Here is a 17,150-nt window from a genome sequence, read left to right as displayed (position 1 = left end):
GGTGGGTTCGACTCTCGAGCGATCGCGCCGGGTTGGAGAGTGGTTCGAAACTGGAGCTACTCGATCACACCTCATACGGTTCACTGTCAGTCATTTCCGGCGCAACCACGACCCATGCGGCGGTTGCGCCGGTAAACCGTTACAGTAATCCGTATCACTGGGCGACGTCGTACGGTTCGACCAGCGCCAGGATGTTCCGTTCGAGTTCACCGCCAACGAACTGGACGTGGTCCAGTTCGGCTTCGTAGTCGATTATCCGAGCCTCCTTCAGTTTTGGAAGATGGGTATGGCGAAGGGCGATCCGGACGCGTTGTCGGTGTTCGTCTGACTCCCGCGTCGCGTCTTCGTCTCGAACCCGGTCTGCAACACGGTCTACGAGCACGTCGTATGCCAGCCTCTTCTCGGACGCGTCGATCACTGCGTTGAGGATGGCGCGTCGATGTTCGTTCGCGACAGCCGACAGAAGCGTATCGGGGGAGATCTGCCTCTCACGCCCCGAAGTAGCGGAACCCTCTTCGATTGACTGGATATCTCCTGTCTTCAGCTTTCGACTCTCATCCATACTCTCCTAGCGTTGGTCCAACTGCCTGGTCCTGTCCCATGGTGTATAATGGGGCGCTCACAGCAATCCATGTCAGTCCACGTGCGCCGGTGACTCGGGTGTGAGAAGTGCGTGCCTCCCGAACGTTCCAATGGCACGACGCAGTCGCTCCGTCACTGCCTGATCGGAAATCCCGAGCTCGCCGGCTAACTCCGCGGTCGTACAGCCTCGTGGGATGTCGTAGTATCCCATTCGGACGGCAAGCAGAAGCGCTTCTCGTTGGGGGTCACTCAAGCCGTACCATGGGCCTGCCTCGGGGTCCGTTGGATTGTATATGCGAGTTATCTTCAGGGTGATGTGGGCGTCCTCACAACAGTCCTGACACTGACTCAACAACCCGCGGTCTCCGAATCGGATCTCGAAATTCCACCCTTCGGGTGCACCAGTCGCACTTAGTATTTGCCCATTGTGGTCCAAAATGCACTGAAAAAGGTGATCCTGGCTTGCATCCCAGTCGATCCTGAACAGCGTCCGATCGTCGAAGACGTCCACCTCCGTGACGCTGTTGACCGTTGGATAGCGTTCGACGGTATCGAGAAAGCCGTCTTCGATCGGTTCGTAGACCCAGAAGAACGGCACGGTAGCGTCCCCACTCGGGACGAGCGTCTCGAGTTCGATCGCCGAGGCGTGCTCCAGACTGAGAATTTGTCCGAGTTCAAAATCCTCGGACGGGACGCGAATCTCCGTTATCACACTCATACTCGCTTGTGCGACTAGATTGCCCGGTCGTACAAAAGGAGATAACATGGTGTACCATGTACGTCGGGATGCCAAACGGACTTCCCGTTCGAAGCGCACACTCCCCCAGCCAGCAACGGTACGTTGACTCGTCTCGACGCCATGGTACACCACCCATGCTGGTTATTCACCTGGCGGACGAAGGATTCCCATGGCGACCGTGATGGAGTTTACGAGTCCGGTAGCGGAGTTTCCACTGGGGAGTGTCTTCGAGAATTTGCCGGGCGTGACGGTCGAACTGGAGCGACTCATCCCACACGAGACGCTGATTATCCCGTACTTCTGGGTGCGTGGTGTACAAACGGGGAACATCGAAGCTGCGTTCGAACAACACGCTGGCGTATCCAACATCCAACTGGTCGATCACATCGAAGACCAGTATCTCATGCGTGCCGAGTGGGATCAGGCGTACTTCGGTATCCTGAGTGCGCTTGCCGAGGCCAACGTCGTCGTGCTCTCCGGAATCGGGACGAAAGACGAGTGGCGATTCGAGGTGCGCGCCGAGAGTCAGGTGGCAATCGCCGAGTTCCGAGAGTACTGCCAGGAAAACGACATCCCGATAGCGATCACCGCCGTCCACGCCATGCTTTCGATCCAGGGAGAAGGCTACGAGTTGACTGAGACCCAACGTGAGGCGCTGATACTGGCCTACGATCGGGGCTACTTCGACACTCCACGCGAGACGTCACTCGAGGAGGTCGCTGACGAACTCGGCATCACCCAGCAGTCACTATCGTCACGTCTTCGACGCGGGCATCGTCGGCTCATTGGCGCGACGCTCACCAGTTCGTCGTGACCACTCGAATAGAGGCCCCATTTTAAACCCCCTGTATAATCAGTATCCTCGTTGATCCGACACAGACGGCTAGAACCAGATAGAATGGACACAACGGTATCTGGGGTTGGAGTCGAGGCGGTCGAGTACGTTCAGGAATCTGGGGCTGTTCGCACCCAGTTCGATCAGGAGAAGACGCCCGCGAGCATGGCTGTTATCGCAACGCTGGCGGACGTGATGGACACTGACCCGGTAGAACTGGACCCACTCTATTCTACGCTCGATCCCGACGAATTAGATGCACTCGTCCGCGTTCGAAACGGAACGAACGGTGATTCCCACGTCGAATTCACACACGAGGGGCACGCGATAACCGTACACAGCTACGGCGTGATCTCCGTCACACCAGAACCCGAACCTACAGCGGAGAAATACGAACGGGGTGCGGGACGATGACCTCCGAGGAGACCTCGCTTACGTCGAAGGAGGAACTGAACGCGGAGTTGAAAGTCCTCCTTCGCAGGGCCTACGAGAGCGGAATCGATGTGGAAGGCGGATTCGAGTGTCGGAATGGGGCCGAACACCCCGACTGGGACGTGATCGTCACGGAAGTCGAGAAGAACGAGCAGTCGGAGTGACCGACGGCGATCGGTTCTCGAACCGCCACTCTCATACCGGGACAACACGACGGAGCGCCAAGAGAGATCACGGTTCGGCGCTCGAGGCGAACCTCGGTTGAAGACGCGAGGTCCACCGACCACCACTCGAGTTCCTTTAAGTATCTCTCGTCACAAGGTGATGATACGACGGGAAGTCGGCTTCTCTCGTACGTTTGATTCTCGAGGTCGCTTCGTGCCGAGTGACGACGTTCCGGACCGCTTTTAGGCCGCTTTCGAGTAGACGCCTCCATGCTCTCCGGGACGGCCGGCGCCCTCGTCCTCCTGGCTGCCGGCGCGATCGCACTCTACGCCGGAGCCGAGCTACTCGTCGCCGGGGCGGGTCGGCTCTCGCTGGGGATCGGACTCCGCGCGGCGACGGTCGGCGTGACGGTGATTGCGTTCGCGACGACCGCGCCCGAACTGTTCGTCGCCACGATCGGCGCGCTCGACGTCTCGACGGACGTGGGACTCGGTACCGTTCTCGGCTCGAACGTCGCCAACATCGGACTCGTTCTCGGGGTCGCGGCGCTCGTCAAACCCCTCTCGGTAACCGAGCGGGTTATGCGTCGGCACGTCCCGTTCATGGTGTTCGCCGTCGTCTTGCTCGTCGTCCTCGGGGTCGACGGCGTGATCGGCCGCCTCGAGGGGGCGATCTTTCTGCTCGTTCTGGCTGGGTTCACGGCGTATCTGGTGTACAATGTCGGTGCGGATCCGGCACCCATCGCCGACGAACCCGATGCCGGCGAGGGAATACAGGGGCGAGATGTCGCGTTCGTCCTCGGCGGATTACTGGCGCTCGTGGTCGGCTCGCGATGGCTCGTCGCCGGCGGGACCGATCTGCTCTCGGCGCTCGGATTTTCGGAGCTGTTTATCGGACTCACGGTGTTGGCCCTCGGCACCTCCCTTCCCGAACTGGCGGCGTCGGTCGTCGGTGCCGTCCGCGGCGAGACGGCGTTCGCGATCGGCAACGTCGTCGGCTCGAACATTTACAACGTCTTGGCCGTCCTCGGCATCGTCGCGATCATCACCCCTATTTCGATTGCTCCCGAAACGCTCCGATTCGAGTTCCCGTTCCTGGTCGTCTTCACGCTCGTTCTCGTCGCGATGATGGGCTACGGTCGTCGACTCTCGCGGATCGACGGCGCGATCCTCGTCGCCGGCTACGGTGTCTTCGTCTTCCTCCTGTTGCCCTGATCCGGCTGGCCTCGCGTCTTCAGGCGACTGCGCCGGATCGCCCCGTCCGAAATCCGGCGATTTAACGCGGTCGGTCACCGAAACCGGATATGACTGACATCGCGATCGTCGAGAGCCGGGCCGACCGCGCGTCGACGCACATCTGCGATCGGCTTCGCGACCTCGAGTCCTGGTCGGAGCTGACGGACGAGGACCGTCCGGACGACGACGGGGGCGGGAGCTACTATCGAACGGACGGGTTCGAACTCCGCTCGTTTGCGGATCTGCACCTCGACCTCGAGCGCCCGGCCGAGGCGTTCGACTGCGAACCCGACCTGCTCGTCTTCGCCTCGCGTCACGCCGGCGACACCGGCCCGCTCCTGACGGGACACTTTACTGGTAACGTCGGCCCGGCCGAGTACGGCGGCGACGACTATGCGGTCGCCGAGGCCTGCCCGAACGCGCTCGTCCATTTGCTCGAGGCGTTCGACGAGTACGCACCCGACGGCTACGACGTGGGAATGGAGTGTACCCACCACGGGCCGACCGACGTCGGCTGTCCGTCGCTGTTCGCCGAACTCGGGAGCGACGACGAGCAGTGGGACGACCCCGACGGCGCGGAGGCAGTCGCTCGCGCGATCCTCGAACTTCGGGGTGTCTCGCCTCACACCGAGCCGATCGGGACCGGGTCGACGGGTAGCGGGGATGGTGACCCGACTTTCCGCCGGCAGATCGTCGGCTTCGGCGGCAACCACTACGCCCCCAGGTTCGAGCGAATCGTCCGCGAGACACCGTGGGCCGTCGGCCACGTCGTCCCCGACTGGGCGCTCGCGGAACTGGGCCATCCGTCGGCACACGCCGACGTCCTCGAGGTCGTCTTCGCGGCGAGCGGGGCGGAACTCGCGGTGATTGACGACGACCGACCCGTTCTCGCGGAGACGATCGAGGAGCTGGGATACCGGATCGTCAGCGAGACCTGGCTTCGCGAGGTCGGCGACCAGCCCCTCGAGGTCGTCGAAACGGTCGAGAGCCGTCTGGGAACTGTCGAGGACGGGATTCGATTCGGCGAGCGAACCGCACCCTCGGTCGCGGTGATCGATCTGCCGACCGACCTCGTCGACGTCGCGGAGGGGATCGACGCCGAACGGGTACGCGAGATCGTCACGTCCCACACCGTCGCGTTCTCGACCGAAAACGGCGGCAGTCGCGTCGGGGCTCGCGCGGCGGTTCCCGAAGGCGATACCGACTCGAGGATCGCCATCGGCGAGGCGCTCGCAGACGTCCTCGCCTCGACGTTCGATTCCGTCACCGTCGAGGATAGCACCGTCGTCGCGGCGGAGGCGGCGTTCGCTCCGGAACTAGCGAGGAAGGCAGGCGTTTCGGAGGGACCTGCGTTTGGCAAACTCGCGAACGGCGAGGCGGTCACCGTCGACGGCGAACGTATCACGCCCGAGAGCGTTCACGTCGATCGAACGCATCGGTTCCAGCTGTGAACTGACAGAGACCTGGTGGTAATATTTAGATACCGAGTGACTGCGACGAGGTATCGAATGGATATATGTTGTATACGTAATCGAATAATAATGTGTCAGACACACGGCTGACGTGTAGGGGAAAGGTAATTATGCTTCGCCCTTTAGAAGGTCTCAAGAATGGACTCACTCATCGACGACGCCATCGACGAGGCCGAGGACGGAGAGCCGGCGGAGGCTCTCAAGGACGGCCAGTCGGCGGACGAGTCAGCGAGCGGCCGAGAATCGGGGACGATGACCGACGAGGAACTCGCGGACGTTCTTCAGGATCTCCAGACCGACATCACCGTCGTCGGCTGTGGCGGTGCGGGCGGTAACACGATCGACCGCATGGACGAGGAGGGCATCCACGGCGCGAAACTCGTCGCCGCCAACACCGACGTCCAGCACTTAGTCGAGATCGAAGCCGACACGAAGATCCTGATGGGTGAGGAGAAAACCGGCGGCCGCGGCGCTGGCTCCCTGCCACAGGTGGGTGAGGAGGCCGCCCTCGAGAGCCAACAGGACATCTACGAGGCGATCGATGGCTCCGACATGGTGTTCGTCACGGCGGGACTCGGTGGTGGCACCGGCACCGGTTCCGCTCCCGTGGTCGCCAAGGCTGCTCGCGAGGCCGGCGCGCTGACGATTTCGATCGTCACGACGCCGTTTACGGCGGAAGGCGAGGTCCGGCGGACGAACGCCGAGGCGGGCTTAGAACGGCTTCGTGACGTCTCCGATACGGTGATCGTCGTCCCCAACGACCGCCTGCTCGACTCCGTCGGCAAACTGCCCGTTCGCCAGGCGTTCAAAGTCTCTGACGAAGTCCTGATGCGCTCGGTCAAAGGCATCACCGAACTCATCACGAAACCCGGCCTCGTCAACTTGGACTTCGCCGACGTTCGCACGGTGATGGAACGCGGCGGCGTCGCCATGATCGGTCTCGGCGAGTCCGACTCGGAAGCGAAAGCCGAAGATTCGGTGAAGACCGCGCTCCGCTCGCCGCTGCTCGACGTCGACATCTCGGGTGCGAGCTCCGCGCTCGTCAACGTCACCGGTGGCAACGATATGTCCATCGAGGAGGCCGAAGGCGTCGTCGAGGAGATCTACGACCGGATCGATCCCGACGCCCGCATCATCTGGGGGACCTCGATCGACGAGACCCTCGAGGGCAGCATGCGCACGATGATCGTCGTCACCGGCGTCCAGTCGCCCCAGATCTACGGCCGGCCGGAGGGCGAGGCCGTCCAGCCCGAGATGGGCGACGACATCGACTTCGTCGACTGAGAGTTACGTTCAGAGTCCATTACCCGGCTTTGGGATCGGCACTTCCGGCGAGACGAACACCATCACCGACGAGCATAGCGAACGGCTGCTGGCGTCGTCTCGAGTGTCCCTGTTCTCCGGCGCAGTTTCGGATTATCTATCGGATGCCTGTCACACAAGTGAGCGTGTACAGGTGGTGAGAACTGTCAACTGCTCGCTAAGTCATCCACGTCTCGTCGCAGTCGTCTCCCGTATCGAAGGCGAATTTCACGGGCTTCGTCAAGACTGACGTACTCGTGCCCGTCAATTTTCTGTGTGAGTGGCTCGTATTCCCGAACGTCGAACCCCATTCGCTCGAGGTACGCAGAGAGCTCTGATGACTCTCTCCCATCGTGTATCGCTTCCTCGACGTAGTCAAGTACGGCATCGAATTCGGGAATCGTGATTCTCTCTTCTGTCACGTTACCGGTGGCGCCTTCGATACGAACTTCTGCGTGATGGAGCTGCTCCATTATGGTACCGATTTCCTCGGCTAGACGGAGAATCTGGCTCGGAAGCGACGTGTCGGGTGCGCGCCACTCGACGGTTGGCATCTCGTCACGTAATCTGACTGGCGTCCACACGATATCTTGTGGGGAGAAACTGGCATCGATATCGTTTTCTTCGACCCCCTCGTTCATGGACGCTCGTTTGAACGAATCGAAGAGCCGGTCGAGTTGTCTCTCCCACTGTCCGACGGTATTGACGTAATCCCAAAGCTGGCCGTGTAGGGGGAAGTATTCATAGCACTTCTTCCGGTAAATATACGCACGAGCACTGTTTGCAACCCGCTCCCCCTGGAAGTACGGAGAGGAATTCAACAGGCATAGCGCCGGATCAAGGCTGGCAAGTACGTTGAGTTGATCTGTGACGTTTCGCTTCTCGAAATGGAGATGCGTCCCGGCACAGTGTTTCGCGTAGGCAAAGTTGTCGCCGAGCACACGCTTTTGTATCCGGCTTCGTTCGCTGGGTCGAACCTCGATCGATTCACTATTGATTGGCGTCCCGAGCGGGACGAGCATTTTGTCGAGTTCGTCGGCTTTGAGGAGGAGCTCGTCTAGTAGTTCGACGAACGTCGATCTCAGTGCCGAATACGTCTCACATGGTGGAGTTTTCACCTCGAGTAGCGGATACACGAACTCCTCCTCGACGAACGCCGAATACTCCGTGAGTTCCTCTGGATCCGTGAGCGCGCCGTCCTGATCGATGACCCAGTACTCTACTTCTATGCTTTTTTGCATCGATTTGTTATCCTTCTGACTATGGCTCATGGTGATCGCACCTCGTTCCTAATTGAGCAATATCTCTCGAACTCGTTCGAGTGAGTCCGCTATTTTGGCTCCCTTGTAGCCAAAGATATCCGAGTATCCGTCAGCTGACATCAAGATCGGGTGAAACGGGTCATCTGTGATCAGCCCCTGCCCATCGACGCTTGCATAGGTCGTCCCCGCTGGGACTGATTCGAAATTCGTGACGTGAACCTCGTAGGATATCCCGGACGGTTTTCGAATCGGGTCGGCCATATGGAAGAAATCCGGGTCTGCGGTGGGTGGCTCACCAGGTAGAGCATCCACTAGCTTGAGAAACGCATCAGCTTGGTGTTCGGCTGCCACAGCTGCTTCCTCTGTGCCCTGTGGACCGACTTCGATTTCGACGGAGAGCCCACAGGACGTGATCGCGCCCTCGTTTACCCCCCAGTGGTCGACGACGTGTGGGACGGGCATCCGCGCTGCAAGATCAAACTGGCGGGGCTGCGAACGGTGGATGAGTGCAAACGGTGTGGGCTGGGAGTGGGTACCGTGCAGTGAGAGTGTCGTACGGTCCTGAACCAACTTTCGGAGGTGAGCGGCGAGTCGTTCCTCACGATCACCGGCTGGGTTGCCAGGGAAGGCACGATTGAGGTCCGAGTCCAGATACCGTTCACCGACGTTGACTGCGGCCGGATTGGCGACGACGAACGCGACACCCCGCTTTAGGTCGAGGTCCGCCTCCCGCAAACGGCGTACTGCACGGACGCCGCCGGTCTCGTCGCCGTGGATACCACCAACAACCACAATCTCCGGCTCTCCCGGACCTCGAGTGGTCACATCGAGTGGGGTCGTTTCATTTTTCACGTTCTTCCCTCGAGTTGGAGGGAGACATCCCGATACCGTTAAACTTCTGTCTCTCAGACTACTCTAGGAACGCTCATTTAATCCAAAATAAAAAGTATATCACATATCTTCTGACGTTACTCTCGGTTGACCGCTTGATGGGATCTCGGGACACGTTGATACTCGACGTCAACAGCGGGACGTACGATACGGTCTGCGATGAGTCGGTTCCAGCGGATCGCAGAACGGTCGGCGATCAGTCAGTCGTCGGCCGCCGCCGTCTCGCCGCCTTCGGCCTCGAGGTCGCTTTCGATGCTCGGCGGGTAGACGCCGCGCTCGAGTTTCAGGTCGGATTGCGGGCGGGCCATACAGGTCAGGGCGTAGTTCTCGGCTTCCTCCTCCGTGAGGCCGCGTGCGGCCGGCTGGGTGACCTCCCCCTCGAGGACTTCGGCTGAACAGGCCAGACACATCCCGACGCGACAGGAGTATTCCTGGGCGATTCCCTCCTCGAGACACCGGCTGAGAATGGTTTCTTTCTCCGAGCAGGTGATCGTCTCCCCCGTCCCGACGAACTCGATAGTGTACTCAGTCATGCGAGTCGCTACGAACGAGCGGACTAAAACTCTTTATTACGGATCTGACCCGTCGGATACGACGAAAGTCCGGACGTCGGACGACTCTTCGGCCGTTCCGGCCTGCGCGGATAAACCTCGTCGTTCGGTGTCATCGTCCGGTGTCGTCGTTCGAGGCCGTTTGGCTCCGTGGCCGACTGATACGGAGTGCAGTCCTAATCTTCTGGCGCACCCACCCCACGGGTCGCGGCTGCGCCGGCACTGACGAGCATTCACGCACGAGTTCGCGACGACCTCGCGTACGTTCGACTGTGCGCCACCAGAAATCCCATACCTGCCACCGGAAATCCCACCAGTGTCTGAACTGATTCGTGTCGAAACTCACGCGAACCTTCTATGACACGCTCGAGGTCACCGACGCGAGAGCAGCCCAGACGGAAGGCTTATTCCTCCGCTTTACAGTCCAGATTCCATGACACTCAGCCGTCGTCAACTGCTCCGGTGTGTCGGCGTCGGAGTTTCCGTGAGCGTGGTCGGGAACTCGGCGTCGGCGTCGCCGCCGTCGCCGTCGACGACGGACACCCGCAGGGTGTTCGTCCACCCGCGCAACGGGTTGCTCGGCGACCTCCTCGGCGTGATCGAGGCCGTCGGCGGCCGGACGCTCCTCGAGTACGACAACTTCGAGTTCGTCGTCGTGGAGGTACCGTCGAACCGACTCGAGGAACTCACGAACGCGGCGGCGGTCGCGTTCGTCGAGGACGACGGCGAGACGGAAATTCCCGACGACTGGTCGCCGTCGCTGCTGGAGCTCTTGTTGCCGCCGGACCGATCGGACTGTTCGACCCACCCCGACCAGCGGACGTCGTGGGGCCTCGAGCGGATCGGTGCGGACGAGGTCGACGCGGACGGCTCGGGTGTGGATATCGGGGTTCTCGATACGGGGATCCAGACCGATCACTGTAGCCTCGAGGTCGCGGGCGGTCGGAACTTCACGGCCAGCGGCGTTCCCAGCGACTACGAGGATCGCCACGGACACGGGACCCACGTCGCCGGCATCGCCGCCGCGGTGGACAACGACCTCGGAATAGTCGGCACGGCACCGAACGCGAATCTCCACGCGGTGAAGGTACTCGACGACGACGGCCAGGGCCGATACAGCGAACTCATCGCCGGCATCGACTGGTGTCTGTCCAACGACATCGAGATCATCTCGATGAGCCTCGGCGGCACCGAAGAGAGCGCGACGCTAGCCGAAGCGATCGAGGACGCCCACGCCGCGGGCCACCTGCTGCTCTCGGCGGCCGGAAACGAAGGGAACCCGGGGAACGGTTCCTGTGAGACGGAGACGATGACCTATCCGGCGACCCACGAGGACGTCCTCGCGGTTGCGGCGATGGACGATGACGGCCGGCTGGCGTCGTACAGCAGCGTCGGCGACGCCGTCGACCTGCTGGCCCCGGGGACGGACGTCAATTCGACGTTCGTCGGCAACGAGTACGCCGAGGCCAGCGGGACGAGCATGGCCTGCCCGTTCGTCACCGGCGTCGCGGCGCTGGTCTGGGGGAACCGAGAGAAGGACGGGCCGGGTTCCAACGAGGCGGTTCGCCGAACGCTCACCGAGACGGCGGAGCCAGTCCTCGCGACCTGCGAGGAAGGCCACGGGCTCGTCGACGCCCGGGCGGCGCTCGAGGCGGATACGGACGGCGACGGCTCACCCACGGACGACGACTCACTCGCGTCCGACGGCCAGGACAGCGGGCTCACGGATGGCGGACGGGACGATGGACTCGTCGGCCGGGCCGGAACGGCACTCGAGTGGGTTTCGGACGCGATCACGGGCGTTCTCGAGTGGGTTCGCGGGCTGGGTCGGTAGGCAAGTCCGCCCGCTACACGCACAACGGTCGGGGGACCGAGGTGTCGTTGGTGACTACAGCCCGGCGACGTCCTCGATGGCGTCTGTCAATTCCTCGATCGACTCGAGGTCGTGTTCGCCCATGTGGCCGATGCGGAACGTCTTCTCGCCGAGTGCGGAGCCGTAGCCGTTCGAGAAGACGAAGTCGTACTCCTCGCTGACGGCGTCGATGGTTTCCGCGACGTCGATCCCCTGGGTGTTCTCGATGCAACTGACCGTCTGGGACTCGTAGCCCCCTTCGGGGAACATCTCGAAGTGCTCGTTGGCCCACTCGCGGGTGTATTCGGCCATCTCCCGGTGGCGTGCGTCGCGGGCGTCGTGGCCCTCGGAGAGCATGTGTTTCATCTGCTTTCGGTAGGCGAGCATGACCGGGATGGCGGGCGTCGAGTGAGTCTGGCCCTTCCGGTCGTAGTAGTCGAGCGTACGCTGGAAGCCGCCGTACCACGAGGCCGAGTCGGACTCGAGTTCCCGTTCGTAGGCGTCCTCGCTGACGACACAGACGGCCAGGCCGGGCGGCATGGCGAAGGCCTTCTGCACCGAGGTGAAGATGACGTCGATGTTGTGTTCGTCGATATCGACGTAGTCGCCGCCGAGCGCGGAGACGGCGTCGACGACGAAGTAGGTGTCTGGATACTCGGCGACGACGTCACCGATCTCCTCGACCGGGTTGCGGACGCCGGTCGAAGACTCGTTCATCACGCACGTGACGACGTCATACTCGGTGTCGCTTCGCTCGAGGACCTCACGGACGTCGCCGGGTTTGACCGCTTGCCCCCACTCGTACTCGAGGGTGTCGACGTCCTTGCCGAGGCGTTCGGCGACGTTGGCCTGGCGCTCGCTGAAACTCCCGCAGGTCGTCACGAGGAGGTTTTCGTCGACGAGGTTCAGAATCGAACTCTCCATGAACTCCGTGCCCGACCCCGTCAGAACGATGACGTCGTTGTCGGTGTCGAGAAACTCCTTCGTGTCCTCGACGATGGTCGTGTAGAGGTCGGTCATCCGGTCCATCCGGTGGCCGAACATCCGCTGGCTCATCTCGTCGATAACGTCCTCGCGGACCTCGGTTGGACCTGGAATGTACAGCGTCTTGTCGGGATAGTCGTCCCTGTATTCGCGTTTCTTGGTCACGGAACCACCTAAGTAGAGAGTACTGTATCACGAAAGAGTATGGTACTTTTGGTGGCGCTCGAACAACGAGCCGTATTTAGCGCAGTCGAGTGAACGGCGGTCAGTCGGCGGCTGGTGTCCCACACCGGGTGTCAGCGGAGGGTACCGCGACGAAGACGTTGCCGTCTCCGTCGACGACGACTCCGTTTTCGGCGCACGGATCTGCGGGTACGACGCCCGATACTGGTGGGCGGGAGGGGCCGTAGCCGACGACCGGTCCGGCCGTCTTCCAGAGGGTGTCGATCTTGCAGAGTGCGAATCCGACGAGGATCAACGCGAAGCCGACGATCGTCGTAAGCGTGACCGCTTCCCCGAGAACCACCCAACCGACCACCACCGCGACGACCGGCGCTGCGTAGTTGATGAGACTGGCTTCGGTTGCCCCCACCCGCTCGAGCAGAGCGAAGTACAACAGGAACCCACCGGCAGTCGAGACGAGTCCGAGATATGCGATCGCACCGACCGTCGCCGGCGTCGCGGCCGACACGCTCGCGATGTGCTCGCCGGGGTGGGCGAGGCTCAGCGCGTGCAAGAGCACGGCACCGACGGCCATCGCCCACGCCTGCAGGGACATCGTCGACAGCGTCCTCTCGGTTCGCTCGAGGATCACGGAGCCGACCGCAAACGAGAGCGCGGCCGCGAGCAGCAATCCGATGCCGAGTGCCTGTCCGTCGAGCGAGCCTCCTGCGGTGGCGATGGCGACGATCCCCGCGAGACCGACGACCAATCCGAGGACGGCCGGCGCTCGAACGCGGGCCCGTGGCAACACCGCGAGTGCGAGTGGCGGCGTCAGGATCGGGATCAGGCTCATCACGATAGCCGAGACCGCACTCGAGACGTACGACTGGCCGAGAAAGAGGAGGGCAAAGTGCGCGCCGACGAGCAACCCGCCGCCGACGCCGATCGCGATCCAGTCGGCGTTCGTCCGCGGTCGCCACTCGAGACCCATCGCGAGGACGATACCTGCAAACACGACCGCAGCGACGTCGAATCGCAACGCGGCAAAGAGAATCGGCGGAAGCGACTCGAGTCCGATCTCGATCGCCGTAAACGCCGTCCCCCAGGCGACCGCGAGCGCGGCGAAGAGGAAAACGTATCTGTTCACGTTCATTTATATCGTTACGGTTTCCCGGGTACTTGTGAGTTTAGATCCGTCGCTATAGAGGGTGTGTGTCCCAAATTCAGAGGGAAATGGTATCGTGGCACGTGCTCAGTTTGGGTGTGTTACTCAGTGAACCGATATAGTCTCGAGTCCGTTGGGTGGGGTCCTCGCGTTCGGAACAGAGCCGGTCGGGACGGTTACCTAGAGTACGTCTCGAGTTCGACGATTCGCCCGTCCTCGAGTTCGAAGAAGTCGGCGAACTCGAACAGGGGGTCGCCCGAATCGAGGACGCGGCCGCGAGCCGCGACCGTCTCACCTTGGCCGACGATGGCAACCAGTTCGTGAGTCGTGTTCGGATTCGGACGGTCCTCGCGCATGAACCGGACGAACGACTCGCGGTCCGGGAACGACCGGTCGGGACGCCGTTGTACGAATCCTGGGGCGAGCACGTCCTCGAGCGCGTCGTACTCGTGGTCGTCGAGTGCGTCGTAGTACCGCCGAACGACCGTCCTCGAATCCATCGGAAAGACGTTTCGTCGCTGTCGTAAAAAGTCTGGTACTCGGTGGGTACGATCGAGGTGGCGGATACGTCCGTTTCCATACACAAATCAGATTCAGCAAACGCTTACACGGTCGGACGGCGTTCGACGATCCATGCCAATAGCTGACGATTTCCACGCGGTCGCGTCACTCGAGGACGTCGAGGCGTCCGGCCGCGAACTGGCGAGCGTCGACGGGACGCCGATCGCGCTCTTCGCCCACGAGGGCGAGATCCGGGCCGTGAACAACCGCTGTCCGCACATGGGCTTTCCGCTGGTCGAGGGCACCGTCGACGACGGCATCCTCACCTGTCACTGGCATCACGCGCGGTTCGAACTCTCCTGTGGCGATACGTTCGACCCGTGGGCCGACGACGTGCCGACGTACCCCGTCGAGGTCCGCGATGGAACGGTCTACGTGAACCCGAACCCGCCGCGGGACCTGCCACCCGACGAACACTGGGCCGAACGGTTAGAGACTGGCCTCGAGGAGAACCTCCGACTGGTCGTCGCCAAATCGACGATCGGGTTACTCGACGCGGGCGTCGACTTCCGCGACCCCGTCGAGACGGCGCTTTTCTTCGGTACTCGGTACAACGACTCCGGCTGGGGATCGGGGTTGACGATACTCGGCTGTATGGCGAACGTGATCGACGACCTCCCACTCGAGGATCGAAAGCGAGCGCTGTACACCGGTGTTCGCCACGTCGCGGACGACTGTGCGGGCGAGTCGGTGAACTTCGACCAGCCGTCGTTTTCGACCGACGCGGTCCCGTTCGATCGGCTGAAATCCTGGTTTCGTGACTGCGTCGAGGTGCGCGATCGGGCCGGCGCGGAACGCTGTCTGCGCACTGCCGTCGCAACCGGTCGCTCCGAAGCGGAACTCGCTGAACTCGTCTTCGCTGCGGCGACCGACCATCCCTACCTCTCGGACGGCCACGTCCTCGACTTCGCGAACACGGCGTTCGAGGCGCTCGAGCACGCCGACGCTCTCGACGATTCCGGTGGTGTGAGCGGCCGAGGGAACGACCCGATCGCCGGCGACGCGCTCGCCGCCGTCGTCGAACCGCTCAGGACCGCAGCGCGAAGCGACGAGCGCTCGGCGTGGCGCCAGCCGATCGACCTGATTACCCTGCTCGAGGACGTCTACGGCGGCGACGTCTCCGAAACGAGCGGGCTCGAGGAGCTGGTCGACGAGGGTGCGGGGACGTCCTGGTCCCGTCCCGACGGATTCCGATCGACGCTGCTCGCGGACGACCCCGAGGCCATCGTCGACGCGCTCGCGGACGCCATCGGCGAAGGAGCGACGAGCGAGGAACTCGCGGCCGAGGTCGCCCACGCCGCCGCGACGCGGGTCGCCCAGTTCGGTACCGCCAACGAGTTCGGCGACTGGAACACGGTCCATCACACGTTCACCTACGCGAACGCCGTCCACGTGGCAACCCGTCGGACCGACGCGATCGAACTCTACCGCGGGGTCTTCGACGCCGCCCTCTCGGTCTACCTCGATCGATTCCTCAACACGCCACCCGCGCCGATTCCCGAATCCGGCGAGGAGGACACCGGCCGCGATCCCGACGCGATCCTCGAGGCCCTGCTCGAAACGTTCGACGTCGACGGCGAGGTGAACGAAGCCGGCCGACTCGTTTCCGAGTTCTTCGACTGCGGGGGCGATCCGGAGGCGCTGAAACGGACGCTGGGGCACGGATTGCTTCGCGAGGACGCCGGCTTCCACACGCTGCAGAACCTCGAGGCGGCGTTCCGACAGTTCGACCTCGCCGACGCGAGTGCAGACGACGCAGCGAGCGACCTCGAGTCGCGCCGTCGGACCCCGCTGATCGCGAGCGCCCGCTACATGGCGGCGCACTTCCCGACTCGCCGCGAGGCCGAGCAGACGTTCACCATCGCCGCCCGGCTCAACCGCGGCGAGACGATCCACGAGGAGTGATGTGGCGTCGGCGCGCTCACTGCCGATTTTGTGGTTGACTCGAGTGGCGGAGGCGGTCCGCGGCCCTTTTCTTCCGGCTTCGCCTACGAACGCCCGTGGAGTGTCACGTCTACTACGAGGGCGACGACGATCCGAAGAAGTGTACGGCGCGTCGCCTCGAGCAGTTCGACGAGGCGATCCTCTATCGGCGGATGGAACAGGTGCCCTACGGGATCGTCCTCAACCCCCACGCCGAGCGGGCGCTCTCGCCGGCCGATCTCGATGACGGACTCGGGACGCTCGTCGCACTCGATTGCTCCTGGGAGTCCGCGGAGGCCGCCTCGTTCCGGATGAACGGCGTCCACCGTGCCCTCCCCTTTCTCGTCGCCGCGAACCCGGTCAACTACGGTCGCCCGTTCCAGCTCACCACCGTCGAGGCGCTCGCTGGCGCGCTCTCCATCCTTGGCGAGCCCGAGCGTGCGGCCGAAATTCTCGAGCCGTTTCGGTGGGGCGAGACATTCCTGACGCTCAACGAGGAACCCTTGCGCCGGTACCGCGAGTGTGCGGACTCGAGTGATATCGTCGCCGTCCAGGACGATTATCTCGCCGACGACGGGGACGACCACGACGAGGGGGACGAACGGAGCGATCACAGCGGTTAAATGGACGTCGGCCCAACGGCCCGATATGGCCAGCTTCGACGCCGCAGAGAAACGGACGCTCGAGAAGATGATCTGTATGCGCTGTAACGCACGCAACCCGAAAGACGCCGACAACTGCCGCAAGTGCGGCTACGGGAACCTCCGCCCGAAGGCGAAGGAAGCTCGAGCGGCGTAATCGACCGCCTGCGGTCCGGTTTCTTCCGCGTATTCGAGGTCGAGTAGCCGCTTTACTCCGAATCGAACGAGCCGTCTCCGACTTCCTCGAACAGATTCTGGCCCAACTTCTAATCAAAAATACTATCCGATCGTTACGACGCTCGGCCGGCGGATCGAACTCGACGAGAAGGTCCGCCGAACCCCCTTCGACGCGCTGTTTTCCGGCGGGGAGGTCGCCGTCTCGCGGACGTTCGGACT

At 62.6% G+C, this 17,150-nt stretch carries 18 protein-coding genes; 10 read left to right on the top strand and 8 right to left on the bottom strand.

The genetic code is table 11. The features are described from left to right. Window positions 1-154: 154 nt before the first annotated feature. Window positions 155-562 carry a hypothetical protein gene (locus GRS80_RS02870; protein ID WP_235019613.1) on the bottom strand — a complete coding sequence of 136 codons (408 nt, stop codon included), beginning with the start codon at window positions 560-562 and terminating at the stop codon, window positions 155-157. Window positions 563-634: 72 nt separating this feature from the next. Then, complete coding sequence (locus tag GRS80_RS02865) at window positions 635-1,300, bottom strand: helix-turn-helix domain-containing protein (protein ID WP_160046238.1); 666 nt, start codon at window positions 1,298-1,300, stop codon at window positions 635-637. 190 nt (window positions 1,301-1,490) lie between these two features. On the opposite strand from GRS80_RS02865, the gene GRS80_RS02860 reads away from it, so the two are divergent. The 6 genes from GRS80_RS02860 (at window position 1,491) to ftsZ (ending at window position 6,744) form a co-directional block, all read left to right on the top strand. Continuing rightward, window positions 1,491-2,135 (top strand): helix-turn-helix domain-containing protein, encoded by a 645-nt coding sequence (locus tag GRS80_RS02860; RefSeq protein WP_160046237.1) that lies wholly within the window; start codon window positions 1,491-1,493, stop codon window positions 2,133-2,135. 84 nt (window positions 2,136-2,219) lie between these two features. Then, the gene (locus GRS80_RS02855) at window positions 2,220-2,570 is read left to right on the top strand and encodes a HalOD1 output domain-containing protein (RefSeq protein ID WP_160046236.1); all 351 of its coding nucleotides are present in this window, start codon (window positions 2,220-2,222) and stop codon (window positions 2,568-2,570) included. Further along, on the top strand, window positions 2,567-2,752 hold the full coding sequence (locus tag GRS80_RS02850; RefSeq protein WP_160046235.1) for a hypothetical protein: 186 nt from the start codon (window positions 2,567-2,569) through the stop codon (window positions 2,750-2,752). Before GRS80_RS02855 ends, GRS80_RS02850 begins: the two co-directional genes overlap by 4 nt. Before the next feature lie 270 nt (window positions 2,753-3,022). Further along, complete coding sequence (locus GRS80_RS02845) at window positions 3,023-3,967, top strand: calcium/sodium antiporter (RefSeq protein WP_160046234.1); 945 nt, start codon at window positions 3,023-3,025, stop codon at window positions 3,965-3,967. A gap of 89 nt (window positions 3,968-4,056) precedes the next feature. Beyond that, window positions 4,057-5,439 (top strand): D-aminoacyl-tRNA deacylase, encoded by a 1,383-nt coding sequence (locus GRS80_RS02840; protein WP_160046233.1) that lies wholly within the window; start codon window positions 4,057-4,059, stop codon window positions 5,437-5,439. A gap of 159 nt (window positions 5,440-5,598) precedes the next feature. After that, complete coding sequence (gene ftsZ / locus GRS80_RS02835) at window positions 5,599-6,744, top strand: cell division protein FtsZ (RefSeq protein ID WP_160046232.1); 1,146 nt, start codon at window positions 5,599-5,601, stop codon at window positions 6,742-6,744. A 185-nt stretch (window positions 6,745-6,929) separates the two neighbouring features. On the opposite strand, the gene GRS80_RS02830 is transcribed toward ftsZ, so the two are convergent. From GRS80_RS02830 to GRS80_RS02820, 3 genes are all read right to left on the bottom strand, one after another. Beyond that, window positions 6,930-8,003, bottom strand: a complete 1,074-nt coding sequence (locus GRS80_RS02830) for a glutamate-cysteine ligase family protein (protein WP_160046287.1) — start codon at window positions 8,001-8,003, stop codon at window positions 6,930-6,932. Window positions 8,004-8,051: 48 nt separating this feature from the next. Continuing rightward, on the bottom strand, window positions 8,052-8,849 hold the full coding sequence (locus tag GRS80_RS02825) for a succinylglutamate desuccinylase/aspartoacylase family protein (protein WP_343161423.1): 798 nt from the start codon (window positions 8,847-8,849) through the stop codon (window positions 8,052-8,054). A 266-nt stretch (window positions 8,850-9,115) separates the two neighbouring features. Next, window positions 9,116-9,448: a 2Fe-2S iron-sulfur cluster-binding protein gene (locus tag GRS80_RS02820; RefSeq protein WP_160046231.1), complete on the bottom strand. Its 333-nt coding sequence runs from the start codon at window positions 9,446-9,448 to the stop codon at window positions 9,116-9,118. A 451-nt stretch (window positions 9,449-9,899) separates the two neighbouring features. On the opposite strand from GRS80_RS02820, the gene GRS80_RS02815 reads away from it, so the two are divergent. Further along, window positions 9,900-11,300: a S8 family peptidase gene (locus tag GRS80_RS02815; protein WP_160046230.1), complete on the top strand. Its 1,401-nt coding sequence runs from the start codon at window positions 9,900-9,902 to the stop codon at window positions 11,298-11,300. Window positions 11,301-11,354: 54 nt separating this feature from the next. Here GRS80_RS02815 and GRS80_RS02810 read toward each other — a convergent pair whose 3' ends face one another. The 3 genes from GRS80_RS02810 to GRS80_RS02800 form a co-directional block, all read right to left on the bottom strand. Continuing rightward, a complete protein-coding gene (locus tag GRS80_RS02810; RefSeq protein WP_343161421.1) occupies window positions 11,355-12,467 on the bottom strand; it encodes an alanine--glyoxylate aminotransferase family protein in 1,113 nt (370 codons plus the stop codon). 100 nt (window positions 12,468-12,567) lie between these two features. Then, on the bottom strand, window positions 12,568-13,617 hold the full coding sequence (locus GRS80_RS02805) for a DMT family transporter (RefSeq protein ID WP_160046229.1): 1,050 nt from the start codon (window positions 13,615-13,617) through the stop codon (window positions 12,568-12,570). A gap of 188 nt (window positions 13,618-13,805) precedes the next feature. Continuing rightward, on the bottom strand, window positions 13,806-14,129 hold the full coding sequence (locus GRS80_RS02800; RefSeq protein WP_160046228.1) for a nuclear transport factor 2 family protein: 324 nt from the start codon (window positions 14,127-14,129) through the stop codon (window positions 13,806-13,808). A gap of 133 nt (window positions 14,130-14,262) precedes the next feature. Here GRS80_RS02800 and GRS80_RS02795 point away from each other — a divergent pair, with 133 nt between their 5' ends. The 3 genes from GRS80_RS02795 to GRS80_RS02785 all read left to right on the top strand — a co-directional run bounded on the left by GRS80_RS02795 (window position 14,263) and on the right by GRS80_RS02785 (window position 16,911). After that, window positions 14,263-16,095: a Rieske 2Fe-2S domain-containing protein gene (locus GRS80_RS02795; RefSeq protein ID WP_160046227.1), complete on the top strand. Its 1,833-nt coding sequence runs from the start codon at window positions 14,263-14,265 to the stop codon at window positions 16,093-16,095. Window positions 16,096-16,190: 95 nt separating this feature from the next. Continuing rightward, a complete protein-coding gene (locus GRS80_RS02790) occupies window positions 16,191-16,736 on the top strand; it encodes a DUF367 family protein (RefSeq protein WP_343161420.1) in 546 nt (181 codons plus the stop codon). A 25-nt stretch (window positions 16,737-16,761) separates the two neighbouring features. Continuing rightward, entirely contained in the window at window positions 16,762-16,911 is a 150-nt protein-coding gene (locus GRS80_RS02785) for a 50S ribosomal protein L40e (protein ID WP_124194562.1), read from the top strand. Window positions 16,912-17,150: the final 239 nt, after the last annotated feature.

Source organism: Natrialba sp. INN-245, from assembly GCF_009807105.1.
Classification (GTDB): Archaea; Halobacteriota; Halobacteria; order Halobacteriales; family Natrialbaceae; genus Natrarchaeobius; species Natrarchaeobius swarupiae.
The sequence above is the reverse complement of the archived record's forward strand: the minus strand, read 5'-3'. Positions and strand labels throughout refer to the sequence as shown.